Source organism: Halochromatium sp. (genome assembly GCF_054919635.1).
The window spans coordinates 1-14,290 of record NZ_JBUDPI010000059.1; the positions used below are offsets into that span (position 1 = coordinate 1).

12 protein-coding genes are annotated in these 14,290 nt (G+C 63.1%); 4 read left to right on the forward strand and 8 right to left on the reverse strand.

The genetic code is table 11. From position 1 onward, the window contains the following. On the reverse strand, nucleotides 1–564 hold a 564-nt coding region (locus tag ACY693_RS05690), incomplete at its 3' end, for a heme oxygenase-like domain-containing protein (protein WP_462320862.1). A gap of 282 nt (nucleotides 565–846) precedes the next feature. Between ACY693_RS05690 and pgi the strand changes: the two genes are divergently transcribed. Next, entirely contained in the window at nucleotides 847–2,487 is a 1,641-nt protein-coding gene (gene pgi, locus ACY693_RS05695; protein WP_462320863.1) for a glucose-6-phosphate isomerase, read from the forward strand. 79 nt (nucleotides 2,488–2,566) lie between these two features. Beyond that, entirely contained in the window at nucleotides 2,567–3,052 is a 486-nt protein-coding gene (locus ACY693_RS05700; RefSeq protein ID WP_462320864.1) for a cyclic nucleotide-binding domain-containing protein, read from the forward strand. Between the two features lie 82 nt (nucleotides 3,053–3,134). On the opposite strand, the gene ACY693_RS05705 is transcribed toward ACY693_RS05700, so the two are convergent. The 3 genes from ACY693_RS05705 to ACY693_RS05715 form a co-directional block, all read right to left on the reverse strand. Continuing rightward, nucleotides 3,135–4,643 (reverse strand): SUMF1/EgtB/PvdO family nonheme iron enzyme, encoded by a 1,509-nt coding sequence (locus tag ACY693_RS05705; RefSeq protein WP_462320865.1) that lies wholly within the window; start codon nucleotides 4,641–4,643, stop codon nucleotides 3,135–3,137. 156 nt (nucleotides 4,644–4,799) lie between these two features. Next, nucleotides 4,800–5,306, reverse strand: a complete 507-nt coding sequence (locus ACY693_RS05710; RefSeq protein WP_462320872.1) for an HIT family protein — start codon at nucleotides 5,304–5,306, stop codon at nucleotides 4,800–4,802. Between the two features lie 21 nt (nucleotides 5,307–5,327). After that, nucleotides 5,328–6,728: an MFS transporter gene (locus ACY693_RS05715; RefSeq protein ID WP_462320866.1), complete on the reverse strand. Its 1,401-nt coding sequence runs from the start codon at nucleotides 6,726–6,728 to the stop codon at nucleotides 5,328–5,330. A gap of 177 nt (nucleotides 6,729–6,905) precedes the next feature. Here ACY693_RS05715 and ACY693_RS05720 point away from each other — a divergent pair, with 177 nt between their 5' ends. Continuing rightward, the gene (locus tag ACY693_RS05720) at nucleotides 6,906–7,364 is read left to right on the forward strand and encodes an SRPBCC family protein (RefSeq protein WP_462320867.1); all 459 of its coding nucleotides are present in this window, start codon (nucleotides 6,906–6,908) and stop codon (nucleotides 7,362–7,364) included. A 2-nt stretch (nucleotides 7,365–7,366) separates the two neighbouring features. Here the strand turns inward: ACY693_RS05720 and ACY693_RS05725 are convergent, their stop codons facing one another. The 3 genes from ACY693_RS05725 to ACY693_RS05735 all read right to left on the reverse strand — a co-directional run bounded on the left by ACY693_RS05725 (nucleotide 7,367) and on the right by ACY693_RS05735 (nucleotide 12,304). Then, nucleotides 7,367–9,316 carry a sensor domain-containing diguanylate cyclase gene (locus tag ACY693_RS05725; RefSeq protein ID WP_462320868.1) on the reverse strand — a complete coding sequence of 650 codons (1,950 nt, stop codon included), beginning with the start codon at nucleotides 9,314–9,316 and terminating at the stop codon, nucleotides 7,367–7,369. 319 nt (nucleotides 9,317–9,635) lie between these two features. Further along, entirely contained in the window at nucleotides 9,636–10,811 is a 1,176-nt protein-coding gene (locus ACY693_RS05730; RefSeq protein WP_462320869.1) for a hypothetical protein, read from the reverse strand. Nucleotides 10,812–10,960: 149 nt separating this feature from the next. Beyond that, nucleotides 10,961–12,304 carry a Coenzyme F420 hydrogenase/dehydrogenase, beta subunit C-terminal domain gene (locus tag ACY693_RS05735; RefSeq protein WP_462320870.1) on the reverse strand — a complete coding sequence of 448 codons (1,344 nt, stop codon included), beginning with the start codon at nucleotides 12,302–12,304 and terminating at the stop codon, nucleotides 10,961–10,963. Between the two features lie 258 nt (nucleotides 12,305–12,562). Between ACY693_RS05735 and ACY693_RS05740 the strand changes: the two genes are divergently transcribed. Then, nucleotides 12,563–12,958, forward strand: coding sequence for a phosphate-starvation-inducible protein PsiE (locus ACY693_RS05740; RefSeq protein WP_462320873.1), 396 nt, complete (start codon nucleotides 12,563–12,565; stop codon nucleotides 12,956–12,958). 84 nt (nucleotides 12,959–13,042) lie between these two features. Here the strand turns inward: ACY693_RS05740 and ACY693_RS05745 are convergent. After that, a partial coding sequence (locus ACY693_RS05745; RefSeq protein ID WP_462320871.1) for a DHHA1 domain-containing protein occupies nucleotides 13,043–14,290 on the reverse strand: 1,248 nt, incomplete at its 5' end.

Below are 14,290 nucleotides of genomic sequence, written 5' to 3' on the forward strand. Positions count from 1 at the left end.
CAGCTGCGGGAGCTGCGTCGCAACCTGGGCCGAGATCATCTTGCCACCTTGAGTCGCCCCTTCAAGCACATAGCGGATGCCGAGGTAATGCGCCTGGGCCTGCTCCCGAATTGGCTCCCGAGCCTGCTCCGGCGAGCAGTCGGGATGGACCTCCGAGGCCGAGGGTAACGACTGCTGTCCAGTCTGACCGAGCACCGCGGGCAAGGTGACCGACATCAGGCTCGAGTGGCCACTCGGAGCGGTGCCAGACAGGTCGCTGCTTGACGGGGCGAGATGGGGCTCCAGTCGGGCCAGGTCTGCCGCTAGGGCTGGGACGCGCGGCCGATAGGCGGGCAGCTGCTTCGGCTTGGCGTCAGGCTCAGCGGCGGTCAACTGGCTCAGCCAGCGCTCGACCTCGCCGTGGGCGCGCACCAGGCCGCGCAGTGCCGCGACATACTGCTCCAGCGCCAGCTCGGGTTGAATCAGCTGGCGCAAAGCCGGTGTGCGATCGAGTCGGCTGTGCCAAGCTGCGGTGCTGGCCTTGAGCCGCTGGTGGAGGCTTGCGGGCTGGGTCTTGCAAGTCACGCTGGTTCGATATCCTGTGGCTGATGATTGGCGGTGCCTAGCATCCGCCGTTGTCGTACGGCTCGTCGTGCCAGCTGGTCAGCTTGCCTATCGGCGAGCGTGGCAACGGGTTGCCGACTGATTGGGCGAGGTCCGGCGGAAAGACGGCTGCCGAGTAATGGACTTGGGTAGCGGGTTTGGCTCATGGGTGTAGCTAACGGGTCAAGGCTGTCGGCAACCGCATCGCTGCCAGCGTACAATCCCCGTCGATCGCCTATCCACTCAGCCGAGGGAGTCCCCAAGATGGCACTCGTGAGCTCGACCCCAGCATGGCAGGCCCTGCAACAGCACTGGCAGCAGATGCGCTCGGTGCACATGCGCGACCTGTTCGCCGATGATCCAGCGCGCGCCGCGCGGATGACCGCCGACGCGGCCGGTCTGCATTTGGACTTCTCCAAGCATATCGCGACTGAGGAGACGCTGCGGCTGCTCTTCGCGCTGGCCCGTGCGGTTGGGCTGGAGCATTGGCGCGAGCGGATGTTCGCCGGCGAGCACATCAATGTCAGCGAGGACCGTGCGGTGCTGCACACCGCCTTGCGCAATCGTGCCGATGTGCGCACGCTGGTCGACGGTGAGGACGTGATGCCGGCGGTGGACGGGGTGCTGAAGCGGATGCAGGACTTCAGCGACCGGGTGCGCTCGGGCGAGTGGAAAGGACATACCGGCAAGCCCATCACCGATGTGGTCAACATCGGCATTGGGGGCTCGAATCTGGGGCCGAAGATGGTTTGCGAGGCGCTGAAGCCCTATCAATCCGAGCCGTTGCGGCCGCATTTCGTCTCCAACGTCGATGGCACGCACCTGGCCGAGACCCTGCGCGGCCTGAACCCAGAGACGACGCTGTTCATCGTCGCCTCCAAGACCTTCACTACCCTGGAGACCATGACCAATGCGCAGAGTGCTCGGCGCTGGCTGGTCGAGGCCTTGGGTGACGACAAGGCGGTGCGCAATCACTTCGTCGCCGTCTCCACCAATGCCGAGAAGGTCGCCGAGTTCGGCATCGATACCGATCAGATGTTCGAGTTCTGGGATTGGGTCGGCGGCCGCTACTCGCTTTGGTCGGCCATCGGCTTGCCCATCGCCATCGCCATTGGCTTTGATCATTTCGCCGAGCTGCTCGCCGGCGCCCACGAGATGGATGTGCACTTCCGCTCGGCGCCGCTGGAGGAGAATCTGCCGGTCATCCTGGGCCTGCTCGGGGTCTGGTATATCGACTTCGCTGGTGCCAAGACCCATGCCATCCTGCCCTATGACCAGTACCTGCAGTACTTCTCGGCCTATTTCCAGCAGGGTGACATGGAGAGCGACGGTAAGCATGTGACCCGCGATGGGCTGCGCGTCGACTACAGCACCGGCCCGGTGGTCTGGGGCCAGCCCGGCACCGATGGCCAGCATGCGTTCTATCAGCTCATCCATCAGGGCACCGAGCTGATCCCGAGCGATTTCATCGCGCCGATCAAGAGCCACAACCCGCTCGGCAGACATCATGAGCTGCTGATCGCCAATTGCCTGGCACAGACCGAGGCCCTGATGCGTGGGCGCACCTTGCAAGAGGCCAAGGACGAGATGCTGGCCTCTGGACTCTCGGAGGCTGAGGCCGATCGGCTGGCGCCACACCGGCAATTCGATGGCAATCGACCGACCTCGACGATCCTGATGGAGCAGGTCACGCCGCACAGTCTGGGCGCGCTGATCGCGCTCTATGAGCACAAGATCTTCACCCAAGGCATCATTTGGGGTATCAATTCATTTGATCAGTGGGGCGTCGAGCTGGGTAAGAAGCTTGCCAATGTGATCATCGGCGAGCTTGAGGTCGGCGAGGTCACCGAGACGCACGACGCCTCGACCGAGGCCCTGCTGCGCTACTTCTTGGCGCGCCGCTAGCCGGCTGGCTGACTCGCGCTAGCCTCCCTTGATCATCCCATGACGCTTGCTGGTTTTGACTGAACCGAGGACAGGATCGATGACCGAAGAGAGTGATTTCACGTACCTGCGCCATTCGCCGCTGACGACAGGGCTCACTGATGATCAGGTGCAGGAGTTGGCTGGTATCGCCTATTGCCGGCGTCTCGCCGACCAGCAGGTGCTGATTGCCGAGGGCCGCATTGAGGATAGCCTGCACATCATTGCCGAGGGTGCGATCGCGGTGACGCGTGACCTCGGCAAGGGCGAGTTCACCACCATCCATGTGCTTCGCACCGGTGACCTGGCCGGCGAGATGGGCTTCATCAGCGGTCAGCCGCACACGGCAACGCTGCGCTCGCTCGGGCGCACCCAGGTTTGCAGTCTCGAGCGGGAGGCCTTCGAGGGGTTGATCGAGAGAGACCCCTGGCTGGTCTATCGGGTGATGTGCAATATCATCCAGGTCAATCAAGATATCCTGCGACGGATGAATGCGCAGCATGTCGAGCTGACCAAATACGTGCATCGCACCCACGCGGTCTTCTGAGCCGGTTAAGGCGCTTTCGGGGCTCGCTCTCGAGATGGACCGAGCCCCGTCAAGCTAAACCCGCTAAGCGACTGCGATGACACTAGTCGGCTGCTAAGCGAAAGCCAAGTCCGCCGTACTGCTTGTTCGGCAAGAGTCCGTTGCGTGCGGTCGAGCTAACCGACTGCGGTCCGCTATGCCAGGCGCCGCCTCGGATAGAACGGAATCCGGCATGGGTGGGCTGGGCGCAGCGTTGCTCGGTGCCGTCGTAGCCTCCGCTATAGGCCGAGCAGGTCCATTCCCAGACGTTGCCGAGCATGTCGTACAGCCCCCAGGCATTCGGTTGAAACTGTCCGACCGGGGCGGTCTTGGCATAACCGTCGTCACAGTCATGAGGTGGCGAGGCCAAGCCATTCTCCCGCATCGAGGTCTGATCATGCACATTGGCATAGGAGCAGGCCGCATCTGGGGCATCACCCCAGTAGCGCGCCGTCTGGGTGCCGGCTCGGGCGGCGTACTCCCATTCGGCCTCGGTCGGTAAGCGATAGCGCCGCCCGGTCTGCTCGCTCAGCCAGGCAGCATAGGCCATCGCATCCTCCCAGCTGACATTGATCACCGGCCGGTTGTCTCGGCCCCAACCCTCATCGTCGGCGCTGGCGCGACCGGTGGCGCGTGCAAATCGGTCGTATTGTGCAAAGGTGACCTCGTGCTTCGCGATCTTGAAGGCCTCGACGCAGACCTGTTGCGAGCGATTGGCTCGGGCGCCGTCTCTAGCGCTAGGGCTGCTCATCTGGAGGCAGCCCGCGTTGAGAGTGACCATCTCAGGTTCAGCGGCGAAGCGGCGCGCGCGCTCCGTCAGCTGCGCCAGACGCTCCTCAGCCTGCTCTCGATGCCAACAGCCGGTCTCGGCACAGTCCCTCAGGTAGGCCCGATAGGCGGCTTCGGTATCGGCCTGCTCCGCGTCGGCGAAAGCGATTCGATCCAATCTTGCTGTTAGCTGCTCGATCTGCTGCTCAAGCTCGGTGGCGCGGGCGGCTTGCTCGAGGACCCGCCGCGCCAGCGCCGCTTCTCGCTCGGGCGCATCCAGGTTGGCTTGCAAAGCCTCGAGTCGTTGTTCCGCTTGAGCACCATAGCTGCAGGCATGCGTCTCACAGCTGTCCAGATAGCTCTGGTAGGCGGCCGCGTTGTCGGCCCGCAGTGCTTGGCTATAGGCCTCCAAGTCGGCAGCCTTGCGCTGCAGCTGCGCGTTGCGCTCGGCTTGCTCAGCAGACAGTCGCAACCTGGTGATGCGCGCCTCGGCCTGAGCGCGATAGGCACAGCCATGGGGAGCACAGCGGTCCAGATACTGCTGATAGGCAGCTTCGGTATCAGCGCGCTCAGCGCGCGCAAAGGCCGAGCGATCAAGCGCGGACTTTAGGGGCGCAGGCTCGATCTGCTGGAGCCTGGGCTCGAGCCAACGCCAGCCGGCAAGCAGCCAGGGCGTGCCGGTGAGCCACCAGCTGCCGACAATCAGCGCCGCTATCGCTAGTCCAGAGACGGTCAGCCCGAGCCCGAGACGCCGTATCCAGGCCCCGAGTCGTCTCTCGCCGGGTCGGCTGCCGCTCGCGCGCAAGCTCGTTCGCGGCTCTTGACGTCGCGGGGCCTTTGCGCCGTTCCGCCGGGAGGCTGAAGCTGGGGCTGTCTTTGGTCGGCGCATCGTCACGCTCAGTCATCCAGGGTTCGAAGGCAGCGGTGCGCAACCCGGGCCAAGACGTTGCTGGTACAGGCACTATCGCCGTTGGTAATCTGCTCGGCTCGGGATGACGTTGCGAATGCCGCCTCGCGGGTCCGAGACGTCACCCTGATATCGGGGCAGGATGATCACATGCAGATGGTCGATGCTCCGTCCTGCTGCTCTCCCATCATTGTTGCCGATGGTATAGGCGTCAGGCTTGCGGTCGATGAAATCCAGCTGCAGGACGGCTTCAATCTGGTCTTTTGGTCGCTCTCGCAGGTAATCCCGGTTTCGCATCTCTTGATAGAGATCGACCATGTTGGTGGTTTCAATCACATGCTTGACGCCTCGAAGTGCGTCGAAATAGTCGGCCTGTTCTGCATCGTTGAGATCAAAAAGCGACGCGAGATGTCGCTTAGGGATCACCAAGGCGTGTCCGGGATTTGCCGGGTAAGCATCGAAGATGCCAAAAAAGGAGCGGTTGTCAAAGATCCAAGGGTCGGTTTCGCCATTTGCAACTCGGCAAAAATAACAAGCTCGTTGTTCGGAGGTAGTGCTCATCACAGGCTCTGTTCGTCGTGTTTAGGGTGTTGCGTCAGTGGCCTCGGAGATCGGACTCAGCGGGTCAGGCTCCGAGACCTCGCGCAAACGCCATGCGGACATCGCAGCCGCCATCGAGCCGATGCCAAGCACCAGGATCACCAATGCGGTGCCGTAGAGATCGCCGAGCAGTCCAACCAGGCCGCCGGCGAGCATCGCGATGCCGATCACCGTGTTGCTGACGGCGACCATGGAGGCTCGGGTGTCGCTGCTGGCCATGTCGACCAAGTACACCTTGCGGCCGATTCTGACGCCGGCGTGTGCGATGCCGAGCAGTAGAAACAGGATGGCGAAGCCGAGCCCGGTTAGCGCGGGGGCCTGAAACTGGACCAAGGCCCAAGTCAGGATGCCGAGCAGACCGGCGAGGGCGGCCGCGGCCACCATCACCCACCGTGCCGAGCGATCGCTGAACCGGCCCCAGAGTGGCGCGCTGATGCTGTTGGCAAGACCGCTGGCGATGATCAGCAGACCGAGCGAGCCGAGATCGCTGCCGGTATCCTGCTGGGCCAAGAGGACATAGAAGGGCGGGGCGAGCGCGACGCTCAAGAGCGCGGTACGGACCAGCACGAAGTGACGAAATAGCCGATCGGTGCGCAGCAGGCCGATGCTGTCGATCGCTGCGGTGAGGGCGTTACCGCCGCCTTCGGTGGCACCCGGCTGCTCGCGGATCACGACGAAGACAGCCGCGGCTAGGGCGAAGAGCAAGGCTGCGCCGCCGAGGAGGAGCACGAACAGGAGGTCGTCTGTTGCGCCATTGCCGAGCAGTTTGAGGTAGAGGCCGAGAGCGAGCGTCAGTGCGCCGGCGATACCGGCCGAGAGGCCCATCAGGTTACCGCGGCGCGACTTGGAGACCGTCTTGCCGAGCACGTCTTTCGCCGATACCGAGCAGAGTCCACGGGCAAGACTGAAGATGACCAACAGCCCCACAATCGCCCAGCCGGCAACGGCGCCGCTTAGACTGGCCGCTGCCAGTGCCATCAGCGCCAGCGCTAAGGCTGATGCGATTGATCCAATGACCCAGACCCACTTGCGCAGGGGTAATCGGCGAATATAGGCCGCGACCGCAAGCTGGGGCAGCAGCACGCCGGCCTCGCGGATCGGCACCAGGAATCCGACGATGACAGCGGGTGCGCCGAGCCATCCGATGAGCCAGGGCAGCACCAACTTTGCACTGGCCAGCTCGTCCCCAATCTTCGTCATCAGGTTCGCGAGCAGGTAGGCAAAGAAGTTATGTGGCTGGTGATGACAGGATTCGCGCGGGATATCCTTGCAGACACGGGCGTCCTCGTCTCCGGTCACCAGGTCGTAAAGACTGTCGAGGGCGGATTGAGGCCTTTGGGGCACCGTCAAGGGTGGCGTCGGCTCGATGGTCTGGTCATTCATGTGCTTCAATGTCGATCTTTGCTGCGAAAACCATCCTTATCTGCGCAGTTCTAGGCGCTCGTTACTAGGTGCTTGTCATTGGGTGCTTGTCATTGGGCGCTCGGCACGCAGGAACTCCCTTCGCGCGAGGACGGTCGCAGTGTCCAACATCCGAGACTGGTCAGCGGAGGTGCAACCTTGGTCAAGGCCCAAGCCAGTATCGAGATCGAACGATCTCCGGAGTCTGTTTACCGCTTCATCGCCGAAGACTTTGCGCGCAATTATCCGCGCTGGTCGCCGGAGGTCAAAACACTGCAGATCAATACGCAAGGGCCGTTGCGGGTTGGTAGCATCGGGCGCCAGGTCCGCGTCGACCAAGGTCGGCGAACCGAGTCGGTGTTTCGCATCACCGAGATGGAGCCCGCGAAGCGGCTGACCTTTGAGAGTGACTCGCCGAGCTTCCTCGTCGACTACCGATTTGCGCCCCAGGCCGACAAGCGTACCCAGCTCATCTTTACGTTTGAGCTCAGGCGCTTGGACCTGATGATGCGCCCCTTCGAAAAGCTGATCCGACGAGCAGTGCAGCAGGGTGCCCGACGCACCGTTGAGAACCTGAAACAGCTGATCGAGTCCGAGCAAGAGCCAGCGGCGGCTTGACGCTAGGTCTGCTCTCCGGGGCGTGGCAGAGGGATGATCTGCTTGTTTCGATAGACGTTGATTCGATTACGGCCACCGCTCTTCGCCGCATAGAGCGCTTGGTCGGCATGTACGAGGAGTGCATCAAAGCGTGTGTGTTCTTCGGACCGCTGTGCGATACCGAGACTGATGGTCACGCGAAGCGACTGCTCTTCAAAGCTGATCTCCAACGCGGCCACCCGGCGTCGCATGCGCTCAGCCGTCAGGATCAACTCTTTGAAGCTCGCGCCACTGCTTAGGAACAGGAACTCCTCGCCTCCCATGCGATAAACAGCCTCTTGCTGACCCATATCCTGTTTCAGTGTTTCTGCGAACTCGATCAAGACCTTGTCGCCAGCCGCATGGCCATAGGTGTCGTTCACCTGCTTGAAGCGGTCGATGTCGACCATGATCACAGACATCGGCCGCTCTCTATGGCTCTCTTGTTCCCAGGCCTGTTGCATGGCGTCAATGGCAGAGCGGCGATTGGGCAAGCCTGTGAGCTGATCGGTCAGAGAGAGCAGCTCGGCGCGCCGCTGGCTAAGCGCGAGCTGGTTGGCGATGCGACGCATCTCGACACGATCCTTCTGCGACTTGAGCTGCAGGTCGGCAACTCGGCGCACAGCTTGGAGCCGCGCATCTAGCTCCTGCGTCGACATTTCACTCTGCCTGAAGGCGATGTCGATCCCAGACCGAAAGGCCTCGGTGATGTGCTCGCGATCCTCGTCTCCGAACAGCGCCATGAGGTAGATGGAGCGTCCCCATTCGGTCGAGCGAATCAGTCGACAGAGCTTATCGCGCTCCGCGTGCAGATCGTCGCGAGCGTAGTCGTCCATGATGATCAGGTGGGGTCTCATCTCAACCACCAGCCGTAGCATCTCTTTCTGATCCTCAAACACCCACGAGATCACATTGAGCTCAGAAAAGATCGCGTTGAGTGCATGTGACTTACCTGCACTGCTGATGAGCACCACGTTGAGTGCCGAGTCAGCCGCTGAGGGATCTGGCTGCAGGAGCAGTGACTCCGGCGTTTCTCCTGCCTCGCTCGGTTGGCTAGGTCGCAGGCGGCCTTCGGGCGCTGGCAATCGGAGCATGTTCGACCAGTCTTCCCATTCGCTCACGCTCTCTTCAAGCGCCTCGGCGATCTGGGCTGCCGTCATCAGCCCAAAGCGGCGTACTTGCGGCCAGGTCGTCAGGCGCTTCAGGGTGATCTCGACCCCTGCCTTTAGCACTGAATCTGAGAGGCGATAACCGAGATGGAACAACTGGGTGAGCTTGTACTCGGGAGACTTCTCGGCGAAGCCGGATGACTCTGGGCGTTCATGAAAGCGCGCCGCGGTCGCGAGGTCTTCGGCAACCCCGAAGTCCAGCAGCATCTCGAGGGAGAGCTCATTGTGGTCGAAGCCAAACTGATCACGTTCTGCCGCTGTTAGGTTTTCGGGCTCGCTGTCGAGCAGGCTGGCGTATTCCTCTGGATAGATGGTTGCGAAGGCCAGCGAGCCGATCCGCATCATCAAGGCGCAGGAAAAGAGGTTATCCGGTGGCGCTAGGGCGGTCTGCTGCCCGAGCCCCCGGCAGATCAGGGCCATGAGTAGGCATTGCAACCAAAATCTGTTGTAGTCGAATGACTTGCAATGATCGTCGAGGTATTGGTCAATCAGCGAAAAGGCCACCGCTAGCTGGCCGACCGTCTTCATGCCAACCTTGACGATCGCCTCCGAGATCGAGCTCACCTTGGTGAAGGTACCCATGGCGGCGGAGTTGGCCAGTCTCAGTAGGCGTCCGGCTAGGGCAGGGTCGGACTTCACCAGCTGGGATAGCTGCTCGACACTGGTCTGCTCGTCTTCCCAAAGCTCCATGATCGCGAGGGCGACCCCGTTAGGGCTGGGCAGCTTCTGAGCGGCGTTGTCGAGAAGTGTCCTCGGCGAGCTCAACGCAAATCCTCCGGCGGTGGCTTGGATGCTCTAGTGGTCGGCGGCTGCTGCTTGACAGCCCGTCGCTGAGGTGCGTCAGCCGTCGGCGGTTGGAGTGCTTCGACAGCTAATTGATGGCGACGATCTTGTTTGGCGATTAGGGTCAAGCGCGGGTAGTGCGTAGTGCGAGAATAGCGCGAAAGCGCTTCCTTATGGAGGCCGTAGGTCAGTGATGGGGTCCGCCAGTCAGACAACTGAGCGCCGTATCGATCTCGGACAGGAGATCTTGGCTGCTGGTTCGCGTCGGCTTCAGGAATCTGCGCCTGATCCTGCCGTTGGATCACTCGCCTCTCCGTTGGATCATCTGAAAGAGACGCCGCCGTTGCCAGACCACCAGCAGCAAGCCGATCGAGACGATGATCCAGGGCCAATGCGCTACAAGCCAAGGTTGTTTGGGCTCGGGGGTCGTTGGCGAGGCGTCCTGATCTGAGGCCGCTGCGTCGGCGCCCCAGTCGCGACGCCAGTCCGGCGCTGGCCGGCGTGAGCTGGAATCAAAGTCGGCAACCCGCAGCTGCCATTCCGGGGTGCTAGCGCGCTCCCAGTGGCCAGCTTCAACATTCCACCAGTCGATGCTGATGGCAGGCAGTCGGTAGAGGCCAGGCTCTGCGCTGCTGATGGTGATGCGCTCCGTGCGATAACCAGTCACGCCACTTGGCTCGCGCTCGTTCCAGAGTCGTGGCGCATCTTCGCGAACCGCCAGCGGGAAGGGTATGGGGGCAGCGATCGGCGGCAAGTCTTCGGCCCGGAGTCCAACGGCCTTGAGGGTGAGCATGCGCTCGACAACCTGACCTGGCGCCAACCGCACGACGTTTGCACCGGCTTCGCTCAGGCTCAATTGCTTGGCGGGGAGCCAGGCGCTGTCTTGGGTAGTCCCGGCTGGCGGGGGTTGCGCCGGCATGACCTCAAGGGTCAGGGCTGCAGAGCGCAGCTCCTCAGGTCCCGCTGCAGCCGGGCGCCACACTGAGAAGACCGAGGGCGGGATCTCGAGCTGACCAGCACTGCGCGGAAACAGCGCATAGCGACGCTCGTAGACCCAGCGCGCGCTGAGAATACGTCCGCTGCCGTCATTCTGAGTGCTGCCATTGAGCTGGCTGTCATTGAGCTGGCTTTCATTGAGCTGGCTTTCATTAAGCTTGCCGTCATTGCTGACGTCGCCGGTGGTGTAATCGATGCGGCGATCGTCGCTCAAGATCAGCAGCTCGGCTCCGTCGATGCTAGGCGGGATCAGTCGTCCAGGCGGTAGCGGGCCATCCCCAATCACAAGGACGCGCAGCAGGATCTGCTGGCCGACGAACGCCTTGCTGATGGCGGTGTCCGCTTCGACCCGGATCTGGTCGGCCAACGGTGGTGCTTGGGCAGTCGCTCCGAACGGCAGCTCGGCATCGGCTCTCGTCTCAGCGCGAACATCCGGCCCGGCTGCTGTGGCCTGTCCGGGACTCCAGACGAGCGCTATCATGCTGAGGCAGAGGAGGGAGAGCATGGGGGTAGACGGCGCAGCCGTCATCCAACGCGGTTCGGGCTGCCCACCTGCGCCCCAGTCCTGGCCCCAGTCATTGCTCCGGTTCTTGCCCCCCTGCCCACACCTGCCTTTGTCCGAGTCAAGGCTCATGAGCGGGCGGCAGGATCGCGCGTGGGACTCCCTGTGGTGTTGGTTGTGACGGTTGGTGCCAAGGGTCTGCCAAAGGTCGCGGCATAGTCCTCGGTGTAGGGCGCTAGCGTGCGATAGACGTGCTCAGGAACGATGCGCTGCTCGAAGCGCCCAAAGCGCTCGCGGACATGCTGCAGATTGCGGAACAGCTTCATCTCGATGATCGCGCGCGCGAACTCGAGTCCGCGGGGACCCCGATTGCGCTGCAGCCAGGCGATCAGCATCCGGATCGGCTTCGGTGGCTTGCCGGGCGGCTTGGCCAGCATGTGCAGATAGCGGGGCATGCCACGATGGCGATCACCGGCGCTGCTCGCGGGCTGGATCTCTAGCTCAGGGCGTATCAGCTCCAGCAGCGCCTCGCCGCGCTCGCTGCGGGCGAGCACCCATTGCCAGCCGAGCGGGGCGCCCATGTAGCCGATGGTGATGTCGGCCAGGCTGTTGGGATAGTCGAAGCAGGACAGGCAGGCCGAGGGGAAGATACCGTCGAGCTTATCCATCGGGAAATCGATGAAATTGACCTGCTCGATTTGGCCATTCTCGTGGCGCATCTTCAGGCTATAGTCCTGCATGAATTCGTAGTGGACGATGGTCTGCGGCGACTTGGAGATCTGATCCAAGAAGTAGACCAGATCCGGATAGGCGACATTGTCACTGCAGGGGATGCCGATCACATCGAGCTGCTCTAGGCCCAGCTCGGCCTCGAGCTGAGGCTGGGCCGCGCGCAGCATGTGGACCTGGCAGCTGGTGCCGATGAAGGCGAGACGCTTAACGCCACTCGCGCGTACCTCGTCGAGCAGCGCCAGGTTGGGCGACAGGGCGGGCTTGTTGCCGGCACTACCGCGCACCTCATACGGCGTGCGGGCCAGGATCGGGCGCGGCGCGAAGCGGGTGCCGGGCATGGTCGCTGCGGTGATCACTGCCTCCACCTCGCCGTGCTCGAGTAGCCGAGCGCCGACTGTGGTGACGATGCCGGACCACTGCGCGCCCGGCACCGGCGGCTTCATCCGCGCGATCTCCATCTGGCGATAGACGCCGAAGCGCAGCTCGTCGCCGTCCTGACGGTTGCGCCCGAACAGCCGCTGTTCGATGGCCTCGGTTTGATTGCGCACGAAGACGCAGGTGCGCGCCATCTCCGGCTTCAGGAAGCTGTCGCAGAGTCCACAATCGCTGCAGAGCTTGGGGCGTCCGGCGAGGCGCGCATCGCGGCTGAGCAAGGTGGTCTCGCGCAGCCCTTTCGAGGGGCCGTCGCCTAGCAGCTCGGGGTCAAGGTCTTGGAAGGCGGCAGCGGGCTGTCTAGGCATGGCAGAGTGAACCCTTGGTCAGGCGAAGGATGGGAATGGGTGTTGTTGTAACCCTGAGGCGCAAGGTCTGAGTATGCGTTATGTCAGCCTGAGTCGGCATCGGCGGCCGGTTGAGTGATGAGTCCCTGGGCATTGTTGTCTGCCAGGGGGTGCCATCTGCCGACGGCTTCGGCTAGTATTCGCTTCATGTCAGCCGAGCCTGAAAATTCGAATGATCCAGCCCGCGCCGGTGCTCGAGGGCTATTGCTGCGCGCGGGAATGGGCACATTGGGCCTGCTCGAGATCCTCGGGCTGATGCTGATCACCATTGCGACCCTGGTTGCCGGCGGCCAGGAGATCTGGCAGATGGTCCAGGCTCGCGAGGTGACGCTTGCGGATCTGCTGCTGCTGTTCATCTATCTCGAGGTGCTGACGATGGTCGGCATCTATCTCGAATCTGGCGCCTTGCCGGTGCGGATGCCGCTCTATATCGCCATTGTTGCGCTTGCGCGCCATCTGATCATTGGTATGAAGACGATGAGCGATATGCAGCTGATCGCCACCAGTGCAGCGGTGCTGATCTTGGCGCTGGCGGTTCTGGTGACCCGCTACGGTCACGTACAATTCCCCTACCGTTCGGACTCGAAATCGAGCAAGCAGAGCGAGTCCGATTGAGCGATCGGACAGCAAGCGCGTCTTTTGCTTCCTGCGCCTCGATTGGCTACCCCAAGCCCGCTACCCGTTCATTTCTCGTTCCTTTTATCCCGGCAGCGGGACGAGCTGCTCGATGACCAGCTGAGGGCTGCGTAGGCCGCGGTAGTCGTTGACCTCAAGTCGATAAGCAAGCTGCACCTGAGTGGCGCCACGCGGGTGTTGATCAGCGAGGTTGAAGCCGATGGCCTCGAGCGGCGGGCCTTGGGCTGGGCGCACGCGGAGCTTGAGATGACGGTCTTTGAGCAGCCGCGGGGCGCTGATCTCGAACTGACCGTCGAACAGCGGCTCGCTGAAGCCCTTACCCCAAGGTGCCGCGAGACGCAGGGTCTCGGCGGTGGGCAAGGTCAGAAGTGCTGGGCTGAGGGCGCCGTCCGACTGCAGCGTCGGGGTTGCTGGCTCGGGACCGAGCGCCTCACTGACGGCCTCGGTGAAAGCCTGCTTGAAGGGCTCGAGCGCCTCGCGCGGTAGGCTGAGCCCTGCGGCCATCGCGTGTCCGCCAAAACGGGTGATGAGCCCCGGATGGGCATGATCGACGGCGGCCAGACAGTCGCGCAGATGCAGGCCCTCGATTGAGCGTGCCGAGCCCTTGAGCAGGCCGTCGCCGCCGACGGCGAAGGCGATCACCGGGCGCTGGCAGCGCTCGCGCACCCGCGCGGCGAGGATACCGATAACGCCCTCGTGCCAGTCCTCTGCGAACAGGCAGAGGCCGGCTTGAAGCCCTGCTGAGCCTGCGGCTCGAGAGGGCTTCGGGTGACCTGCTGCTGGTCCGTCAATGTGCCTGGCGGTGAGGTCATCGGTATGCCCGGCGTTGGCCTCGGCTGTCCTTGCTTGTGCTGCATCAGCATGCGTTGCATCGAAGTTGCCGGTCTTGGCAGCGAGCGCTGCATCCTGTTCGGCGAGGATCTCGGCCAGCAGGCGCTCGGCGTCGAGGCTCATGCTTTGCGTGAGTGCGCGGCGCTCTTGATTCAGGGCCTGCAGGCGCTGAGCGAGGCGCATGGCCTTGAGGGGCTTGTCGGTGACCAGGCAGGCGATGCCGGCGCTCATGTCTTCTAGGCGTCCCGCGGCATTTAGGCGTGGGGCAGCGGCGAAGGCGAGATCGCGGGCGCTGGCCCGCGTCAGGTCGACGCCAGCGATCTCGAGCAGCGCGCGCAGGCCGGGGCGGCAGTGGCCAGCGCGGATGCGGCGCAGACCCTGCTCGACCAGGATGCGGTTGTTGGCGTCGAGCGTGACCACATCGGCGACGGTGCCAAGCGCGACCAGATCGAGCAGCTCAGCGAGATTGGGCTCTTTGCG

Bases quoted from the DNA above. Each gene is read 5' to 3' on its own strand.
- pgi (WP_462320863.1), top strand. From the start codon at position 847: ATGGCACTCGTGAGCTCGACCCCAGCATGGCAGGCCCTGCAACAGCAC.
- ACY693_RS05700 (WP_462320864.1), top strand. From the start codon at position 2,567: ATGACCGAAGAGAGTGATTTCACGTACCTGCGCCATTCGCCGCTGACG.
- ACY693_RS05710 (WP_462320872.1), bottom strand. From the start codon at position 5,306: ATGAGCACTACCTCCGAACAACGAGCTTGTTATTTTTGCCGAGTTGCA.
- ACY693_RS05715 (WP_462320866.1), bottom strand. From the start codon at position 6,728: ATGAATGACCAGACCATCGAGCCGACGCCACCCTTGACGGTGCCCCAA.
- ACY693_RS05730 (WP_462320869.1), bottom strand. From the start codon at position 10,811: ATGATAGCGCTCGTCTGGAGTCCCGGACAGGCCACAGCAGCCGGGCCG.
- ACY693_RS05735 (WP_462320870.1), bottom strand. From the start codon at position 12,304: ATGCCTAGACAGCCCGCTGCCGCCTTCCAAGACCTTGACCCCGAGCTG.
- ACY693_RS05740 (WP_462320873.1), top strand. From the start codon at position 12,563: ATGGGCACATTGGGCCTGCTCGAGATCCTCGGGCTGATGCTGATCACC.